Origin of the sequence: Bradyrhizobium sp. (assembly GCF_030697065.1) — a bacterium.
Classification (GTDB): Bacteria; Pseudomonadota; Alphaproteobacteria; order Rhizobiales; family Xanthobacteraceae; genus Bradyrhizobium.
In genome coordinates this window covers 1-8,369 of the sequence record NZ_JAUYQU010000226.1, presented here as the reverse complement: position 1 = coordinate 8,369, position 8,369 = coordinate 1, and the positions used below count along the sequence as shown (strand labels likewise).

Annotated in this window: 7 protein-coding genes; 1 reads left to right on the top strand and 6 read right to left on the bottom strand. The window is 62.7% G+C overall.

Annotated features, from left to right (window positions below):
• From Q8R73_RS17665 to Q8R73_RS17640, 6 genes are all read right to left on the bottom strand, one after another.
• Positions 1-1,175, bottom strand: a 1,175-nt coding sequence (locus Q8R73_RS17665; RefSeq protein ID WP_305720839.1) for an ABC transporter substrate-binding protein, incomplete at its 3' end; no start/stop codon positions are given.
• 184 nt (positions 1,176-1,359) lie between these two features.
• On the bottom strand, positions 1,360-2,376 hold the full coding sequence (locus tag Q8R73_RS17660) for a branched-chain amino acid ABC transporter permease (RefSeq protein WP_305720838.1): 1,017 nt from the start codon (positions 2,374-2,376) through the stop codon (positions 1,360-1,362).
• Between the two features lie 2 nt (positions 2,377-2,378).
• Positions 2,379-3,257 carry a branched-chain amino acid ABC transporter permease gene (locus Q8R73_RS17655; RefSeq protein ID WP_305720837.1) on the bottom strand — a complete coding sequence of 293 codons (879 nt, stop codon included), beginning with the start codon at positions 3,255-3,257 and terminating at the stop codon, positions 2,379-2,381.
• Positions 3,258-3,268: 11 nt separating this feature from the next.
• Positions 3,269-3,982, bottom strand: coding sequence for an ABC transporter ATP-binding protein (locus Q8R73_RS17650; protein ID WP_305720836.1), 714 nt, complete (start codon positions 3,980-3,982; stop codon positions 3,269-3,271).
• Complete coding sequence (locus Q8R73_RS17645; RefSeq protein WP_305720835.1) at positions 3,979-4,776, bottom strand: ABC transporter ATP-binding protein; 798 nt, start codon at positions 4,774-4,776, stop codon at positions 3,979-3,981. The genes Q8R73_RS17650 and Q8R73_RS17645 overlap by 4 nt, the downstream gene beginning before the upstream one ends.
• Positions 4,777-4,857: 81 nt before the next feature.
• Entirely contained in the window at positions 4,858-5,718 is an 861-nt protein-coding gene (locus Q8R73_RS17640; RefSeq protein ID WP_305720834.1) for an IclR family transcriptional regulator, read from the bottom strand.
• A gap of 254 nt (positions 5,719-5,972) precedes the next feature.
• On the opposite strand from Q8R73_RS17640, the gene Q8R73_RS17635 reads away from it, so the two are divergent.
• Entirely contained in the window at positions 5,973-8,069 is a 2,097-nt protein-coding gene (locus Q8R73_RS17635) for a 3-hydroxyacyl-CoA dehydrogenase NAD-binding domain-containing protein (RefSeq protein ID WP_305720833.1), read from the top strand.
• The last annotated feature ends 300 nt before the right edge of the window (positions 8,070-8,369 follow it).

The following is an 8,369-nucleotide window of genomic DNA, read 5'->3' as shown; positions in this document are numbered from 1 at the left end:
GTAAACTTCATCATCTGCAACTGTTCGATCGGAGCGAAGTCGGTCGCGCTGGTGTTCAGCTTGATGCCCGGCAAACCCATCTCCTGTTGCAGGTCCTTGATGCTGGCGGCCTGCTTCATGACGTTCTCGCGCGTGAGATTGTCACCGCAGGCCTTGAGGACATGCACCATGGTCTGCGCGGAGCTGTAACCGAACGCGACTGAACTGTCGGCACGGTTGGCTTCCGGGAAGTATTTCGCGAGGAACGCATCGAAGTTCTTCACGCCCGGATCGTCCTTCCACTGCGGGTCGGTCGGGTCCTTGCCGTAGGTCGCAGAGATCACGCCCTGCGCATTATCGAAACCGGCCGGCTTGATGACCGATCCAGTGGACGAGGCGACGTTGTTCAGGATGAACAGCGGCTTCCATCCGAGCTCGGCAACCTTCTTGATCGACTGCGCGCCGAACTTCGGCGTGGTGATGCTGACGAAGACATCGGCGCCCTTCGATTTCAGCGCCACGACCTGCGAGTCGATCGTCGGAACCGACGTCTCGTAGGGTTCTTCAGCGATGATCATCGAAGCGCCCTTGGCTCCGAGACCGTCCTTCAGACCCTTGAGCACGTCCTTACCGAAGTCGTCGTTCTGATAGAGAATGCCGATCTTGCCGTTCGGCTTTTCCTTCATCAGGTACTTCGCGTAGATGACGCCTTCGCTCTGGTAGTTGGGCTGCCAGCCCATGGTCCAGGGGAAGTCCTTCGGATCGTTCCACTTGGTGGCGCCGGTGGCGACGAACAGTTGCGGCACCTTTTTCGCATTCATGTATTTCTGGATTGCGGAATTGGGCGGCGTGCCGAGCGGATTGAAGACGAACAGCACCTCGTCGCTCTCGACCAGCTTGCGGGCCTGCTCGACGGTTTTCGGCGGGCTGTAGGCGTCGTCATAGCTGATGAAATTGATCTTGCGGCCGTTGATGCCGCCTTCGGCGTTGATCTTCTTGAAGTAGGCCTCCTCGGTCTTGCCGATCACGCCATAGGCGGAAGCAGGTCCGCTGTAGGGCATGATGTTACCGATCTTGATCTCGGTATCGGTGGCGCCGGGGTCGTATTTCTTCTGCGCGAGCGCGCCGCTGCTGGTTACGGCAAGCATCGCGATGGCAGCCGAGAAGGCTCCCAATCGCAATTGGTTGAAAGGCATTTAGATCTCCCTGATCTCGGTGTGAGTTGTCGTTTCTTCCGTGAACGCACTTTGCGGCGCTTGCCCACATTGAATACCTTTCGCGGGTTCCCATCAAGAAAAAGCCCCCTGCGACGGGGGTCGCAGGGGGCTTTTATTTTGGGCGATAGGGTTCGATTCCATTCCGCTAGGTGGAATACGTTCGTTAACCCTTCCTGAGTTTGCCGAGCATGCCCTGTGCAACCATGGCGACCTGTCGCGCGCCATGCGGTACCAGGAAGATGACGAGGAACAGGAGTACGCCGAACACCGCCCCGGAGAGGCCTTTTGAAACTTCCTCCGCGATATTCGGCACGAAGATGATGAACGCCGAACCGACGATCGATCCCGGCAGCCAGCCGACGCCGCCGACCACCATGCCGAGGAACAGCGCAATGGCGAGCGTAATGGTGTAGGAGTCGGGTGCGACGAACTGCACCGCAATCGCCCCCAGCCCGCCTGCAACACCGGTGATGCCGGCGCTGATGCCGAACGCCAGGGTCTTGTACAGCGCGACATCGACGCCCATGGCGGACGCCGCGATCTCATTGTCGCGGATCGCCATGAAGGCGCGGCCGGAACGCGATTTCAGCAGGTTGACCGAGGCGATGTAGATACCGATCGCGACCACGAGCGTGAAGTAATACAGCCACCTGTCCTGCGAGATCGGCAGACCGAACGGCGCATCCGGCTTGGTCACCACCAGTCCCTGCACGCCGCCGGTCCAGTGTTCGAACACGCCGAGCTTGAGCAATTGCGGCATGGCCACTGCCAGCGCGAAAGTCGCCAGCGCCAGATAGATGCCGCTCAAGCGAAGCGCCGGCTGACCGAACAGGTACCCGAAGGCAAAGCAGATGATGCCGGCAACGGGCAATGTCAGCGCATAATTCACGCCGAAATGTTCTATCAGAATGGCCGAGGTATAGGCGCCGACCGCGTAGAACGCGCTCTGGCCCAGTGAAAACTGACCGCTGCCGCCGGTCAGGATGTTGAGCGCCAGAACCGCCAGCGCATAGATCAGCAGCATCGTGAGCTGGAACACGATGAAGTTCTTCACGAACATCGGTCCGATGATCAGCAATGCCAGCATCACCAGGGACGCGCCGATGCCGAGCGTCATGGCCCGCTTCGGAGTGGCCTCGACCGGCCGTGCCTCGTTTGCGACTTCGTCAGCTGCGCTCATGATCAAACTCGCTTCACGATGGGTCGGCCAAACAGGCCTGCCGGTTTAAGGACCAATACGGTGATGATAAGCGCCAGCGCGATCGGCAATTTCAGTTCATTGCCGACGCCGGGGATGTAGGTCCCGACAAGGTTCTCGAACACGCCGACCAGAAAGCCGCCGACCACCGCGCCGAGCGGGCTGCTGAGGCCGCCGAGCACGGCGGCGGCGAACCCGTAGATCAGCACGCCGCCCATCATGTTGGGCTCCAGGAACACCACCGGCGCAATCAGGATGCCGGCAATCGCGCCGATCGCGGCCGCCATGCCCCAGCCCAGCGCGATCATCCATGAGGTGTTGATGCCGACCAGTCGTGCCGATTCCGGCAACGCCGCCGCCGCGCGCATGGCGAGGCCGATCCGCGTGAACTGGAAGAACAAATAGAGCAGGATCAACAGTCCCAGCGTGACGCCGATCATGCCGGCCTGATGGGTCGAGATCAGCTGGCTGCCGAGGAACGGCGAGGACCCGAACGGCGTCGGAAACTGCTTGATCGTGAAGTCCCAGGTAAGTCCGGCCACGCTGTTGACGATGGCGAACAGGGCGATAAACCCGGCGACATTGGTCAGGACCGGCGCCTTGGCGAGCGGCTTGAACAACAGCCGCTCGATGGCGATGCCGCCGGCGAACGAAAACACCAGCGTCAGCAGGAAGGCCCACCAATAGGGCACGCCCCATTGCATCAGCTGCCAGGCGATGAAGGTCGAGAACATCGCCATTTCGCCTTGGGCGAAATTCAGATGGTCGATCGCCTGGTAGATCATGACCACCGCGAGCGCCATGCAGGCATAGATCGCGCCGGTGGCGATGCCAGCCAGGACTTGATTGATGAAAAGTTCCACGGCTGCGTTCCTCAATAACCGAGATAAGATTTGCGGATGTCTTCGTTGCCGGCGATCTCGGCAGCGCTTCCCGACATGACGATGCGTCCGGTTTCGATGACGTAGGCCTTGTCGGCGAGTTCCAGCGCCAGCTGCGCGTTCTGCTCCACCACCAGGATGGTGACCTTGTCCTCGCGGTTGATCTTGCCGAGGATCTTGAACAGGTCGCGCACGATCAGCGGTGCCAGCCCGAACGAGGGCTCGTCCAGCAGCATCAGCCGCGGACGCAGCATCAGCGCGCGGGCGACCGCAAGCATCTGCTGTTCGCCGCCGGACAGAGTGCCGGCCTGCTGGGTGTGCCGCTCCTTGAGCACTGGAAAGTGATCGTACATCCGCTCGATGTCGGAGGTGACGCCGGCCTTGTCCTTGCGCGTGATTGCGCCGAGTTGCAGGTTCTCTTCCACCGTCATGGTGGTGAAGGTGCCGCGGCCTTGCGGCACATGGGCGATGCCGAGCCGAACAATGCTCTCGGTCGAACGGCCGCTCAACGATGCGCCGTCGAACTCGATCGAGCCGGTCGAACGCACCATGTTGCAGATCGCCCGCAGCGTGGTGGTCTTGCCGGCGCCGTTGGCGCCGAGCAAGGTGGTCAGGCTGCCTTCGTTGAGACCGAATTCGAGGCCGTGAAGCGCCTGGACCTGGCCGTAGTAAGCCCGCAAGTCCTTGATATTGAGCATCGCGGTCATTGGTCCTTGCTCCCCAGATAGGCCTTGATGACATCCGGGTCGGTCTGCACCTGGGCCGGCGTGCCCTCGGCGAGCTTCTTGCCGAAATTCAGCGCGACCACGTGGTCGGCGATCGACATCACGAGGCCCATGTGATGCTCGACCAGCAGGATGGTCATGTGACGGTCGTCGCGGATTCGGCGGATCAGGTCGCCGAGCACGTGGACTTCCTCGTGATTGAGGCCGCCCGCGGGTTCGTCGAGCAGCAGGATCTTCGGTTCCGCCGCCAGCGCGCGCGCAAGTTCGACGCGCTTCTGGGTGCCGAACGGCAGCCCGGAGACCACGGTGTGGGCGACGTCGCCGAGGTCGAGATAGCCGATGATCTCGTTGACCTTCTTGTTGAGTTCGGCCTCGCCGCGGCGAACCCAGCCCAGTCGCAGCGAGTCGGAGATGATGTCGCTGTTGGTGCGGGCATGGGTGCCGACCCTGACGTTGTCGAGCACCGTCAGATTGGGGAAAAGCGCGACGTTCTGGAAGGTGCGGCCGATGCCGATCTCGGCCATCCGGTGCGGCGGGCGCGTCAGGATGCTCTGGCCTTCCATCAGGATGTCGCCGGTGCTCGGCTGATAGAGCCTGGAGAGGCAGTTGAAGAGCGTCGTCTTGCCGGCGCCGTTCGGCCCGATCAGGCCGAGGATTGCGCCCTTGTGCATGTCGAACGACACGCCATTCAACGCAATGATGCCACCGAACACGACGCTGATGTCGCGAACCTCAAGCAGGGGGCTTTGTCCCTGCGCGACCTGTGCCTGCATCATCGGTTACAGCCCAAAAAAGTCTTCGGGCTGCAATGACCATGCGAACTCCGCGAACTCGTTCGCCGGTCACTTCGATGAAGGCTACCTGATCCCCTCGACCACACGTGCAACTCTCCCTCCTGCTTTCGACTTCTTGTTTTCATTTTTTGATTGCGGGGCGGCTCCGCCGAGCGCCGCTTCGATGTTCCTTACCATCGCCACGAGGCGAGGTCCAATATCGTTGCGCAGGCGATCTTCCGTAAAACGGAATGCAGGCGCGCCACAATTGAAGGCGTAAGGACCGGTTCCGTCGTTGAGCTTCAGGCCCACGCCGACCGCATGGATGTCATCATGCCATTCGCCGGCCGAGATCGCGAACCCCAGTTTTTGCACGGTTTCGCCGGCGCGTTCGATGCCGTCGCGCATTCGTGGCCAGCGGCTGCCGTAGTGCTCGCGCAGTTCGCGCAATAAAGAGGCACGCTCGTCGTCCGCCAGCGCCCAGATATAGGCGCGCCCCATCGCGGTGGTTGCAATCGGCACGCGCGAGCCGACATCGAGTTGAACGCCTATTGTCTGACCGCGACTCTGGCCGAAGTAGATCATGCTGGTGCGGTCGCGACCGCCGATGGCAACCGCGCCGCCGGTCTCGCGCATCAGTTCCTCGCGGAACGGTTCCGACAGATGACGAACACCGAGATTTGCAAGTGCGGCATACCCCAGCGCCATGGCTGAAGGCGCCAGCTGGTACTTCTCGAACCGGGGAACGGGTGTAAGGTAGCCCAGCTTGGTCAGGGTATAGGTCAGCCGCGAAATGGTCGGCTTTGGCAGTTTGGTACGGGCCGCGATCTCTTGATTGCCAAGAAGCCCGTCGTTGGGATGGAATGCGCGCAACACATCAAGGCCGCGGGAAAGCGCGACGACGAAGCTGCGATCGGTCGCCACTTTCTTGCCTGGACGCTTCATTTCCTGCCGCTGGACCGACCTCGTTGACAAGGGACGTGCTTCAAAATAACCCTCCGTGTCAAGATGTGGAATTGAATTTCGCGGTGCGAAATCGACGGGAATAGCTGCTCAACGCAAGTCATAGCTACTCAACGCAAATCGCCGGGTGTCGTAGCCACTCAACGCAAGTCAGGATTCGGCAAGTTAAGACTCGGCAAGTCAGCAATCGGCAAGTTAAGAATTGTTCCAAGAACAAAATGCCCAGGGAGAGTCTCGTGAACGAAGTGGTCAAGCTCGAGCGTCGTGACGTCATCGCCATCGTCACCGTCAACAGTCCTCCGGTCAACGCGCTGAGCGCCGCGGTACGGGGCGGCATTTTCGACTGCATCAAGAGCGCCATCGCCGATCCCGAAGTGCAGGCGATCGTGCTGACCTGCGCCGGCCGCACCTTCATCGCCGGCGCCGACATCACCGAATTCGGCAAGCCGCCGAAGCCGCCCGGCCTGGCCGAGGTGCTGGTCGTGATGGAGAATTCGCCGAAGCCGATCGTCGCCGCGATTCACGGCACGGCGCTGGGCGGCGGCCTCGAGGTCGCGCTCGCCTGCCATTTCCGCGTCGCCACCAGGGATGCGCGGCTCGGCCTGCCCGAAGTGAAACTCGGCCTGCTGCCGGGCGCCGGCGGCACCCAGCGGCTGCCGCGCGCGGTCGGTCCGGAACTCGCGGTCAAGATGATCGTCGGCGGCGACCCGATCAGCGCTGCGGATGCGCTGAAGCACGGGCTGATCGAGGAAATCGTCGAAGGTCCGGCGGCGGGCGGCGAAAGCTTCGCCCGCAAGGTGCTGGCGGAGAAGCGCCCGCTGCGCAAGCTGCGCGACGACGACAGCAAGCTGGCCGCCGCCAAGGCCGACCGCTCGATCTTCACCAATGCGGTCGCCGCCATGACCAAGAAGGCGCGCGGGCTGGAAGCGCCGTTCGCCGCCGCCGACGCGGTCGGCGCCGCCATCGACCTGCCGTTCGACGATGGCCTGGCGAAGGAGCGCGAGGGTTTCCTCAAGCTGGTATCCAGCGACCAGTCGAAGGCGCAGCGCTATGCCTTTTTCAGCGAGCGCGAGGCCGCCAAGGTCGCCGGCGTGCCCGAAGGCACCAAGCCGCGCAATGTCGAGCGCGTCGCCATCATCGGCGCCGGCACCATGGGCGGCGGCATCGCGATGTCGTTCGCCAATGCCGGTATCCCCGTGACGCTGATCGAAACCGGTGAAGAGCAGCTCAAGCGCGGCATGGGCGTGATGCAGAAGAACTACGAGGCGACCGCGGCGCGCGGCGGCATTCCCGCCGACGCCCCCGCCAAGCGCATGGGCCTGATCACCGGCAAGGTGGGGCTCGAGAACGTCAAGGATGCTGACCTGGTCATCGAAGCCGTGTTCGAGACAATGGCGATCAAGAAGGAAGTGTTCACCGCGCTGGACAAATACGCCAAGCCGGGCGCCGTGCTGGCTTCCAACACCTCCTATCTCAACATCGACGAAATCGCCGCCGTGACCAAGCGTCCGCAGGACGTGCTCGGCATGCACTTCTTCTCGCCGGCCAATGTCATGAAGCTGTGCGAGATCGTGCGCGCCGACAAGACCGCGCCGGACGCGCTGACGACCGCGGTCGCGGTCGCCCGCAAGATTGCGAAAGTACCGGCGGTGGTCGGCGTCTGCGACGGTTTCGTGGGCAACCGGATGCTGGCGCAGCGCGGCAAGCAATCGGAAAAGTTGCTGTTCGAAGGCGCGCTGCCGCAGCAGGTCGACGCGGTCGTGACCAAGTTCGGGATGCCGATGGGTCCGTTCGCCATGAGCGATCTCGCCGGCCTCGATATCGGCTGGCGCTCGCGCCAGGATCGCGGGATCAAGTCGGAAATCGCCGACGCGCTGTGCGAAGCCGGCCGCTTCGGCCAAAAGACCGGCAAGGGCTATTACAAGTACGAAGCCGGGTCGCGCGCGGCATTGCCCGATCCCGAGGTGGAAAAGCTGATCGACGAGACCTTGCAGCGGCTCGGCCGCAAGAAGCGCGTGGTCAGCGACGACGAGATCCTCGAGCGGATGATGTATCCGATGATCAACGAGGGCGCGCGGATCCTGGAAGAGAAGATCGCGGCGCGTCCGAGCGACATCGACGTGATCTGGCTCTACGGCTATGGCTGGCCGATCTATCGCGGCGGCCCGATGTTCTATGCCGACCAGGTCGGTCTCAAGCACATCGCCGACCGGCTGTCCTACTATGCGAAGGAGACCAACGATCCCTCGCTGGAGCCGTGCCCGCTGCTCAAGCGCCTCGCCGCCGAAGGCAAGACCTTCGCGTCGCTGGCGCAGTCCGCGAAAGCGGCGTGATGGGGTCCTGCCCTCACAGCACGTCATTCCGGGGCGCGCGCAGCGCGAACCCGGAATCTCGAGATTCCGGGTTCGCTCGCTATGCGCGAGCGCCCCGGAATGACGGTCTCTTGATTACGTCCTGCTGAAAGCGAGCATGGTCCACCCCGGCGAACAATTCTATCCGGAAGGCGTTCGGTGGGACGATCCGATCGCCCGCGGCACGCTGCCCGATTTGCTGTCGGCGGCGGCGGCCGAGTACGGCGCGCGGCCGGCGATCGAATTCCGGGATCGTGCGATCGGCTATGCCGAACTGGCCGC

What these genes read in the sequence shown, in the direction of transcription:
- Q8R73_RS17660 (WP_305720838.1), bottom strand. Translation starts at nt 2,376, where the DNA reads ATGAGCGCAGCTGACGAAGTCGCAAACGAGGCACGGCCGGTCGAGGCC.
- Q8R73_RS17650 (WP_305720836.1), bottom strand. Translation starts at nt 3,982, where the DNA reads ATGACCGCGATGCTCAATATCAAGGACTTGCGGGCTTACTACGGCCAG.
- Q8R73_RS17645 (WP_305720835.1), bottom strand. Translation starts at nt 4,776, where the DNA reads ATGATGCAGGCACAGGTCGCGCAGGGACAAAGCCCCCTGCTTGAGGTT.
- Q8R73_RS17640 (WP_305720834.1), bottom strand. Translation starts at nt 5,718, where the DNA reads ATGAAGCGTCCAGGCAAGAAAGTGGCGACCGATCGCAGCTTCGTCGTC.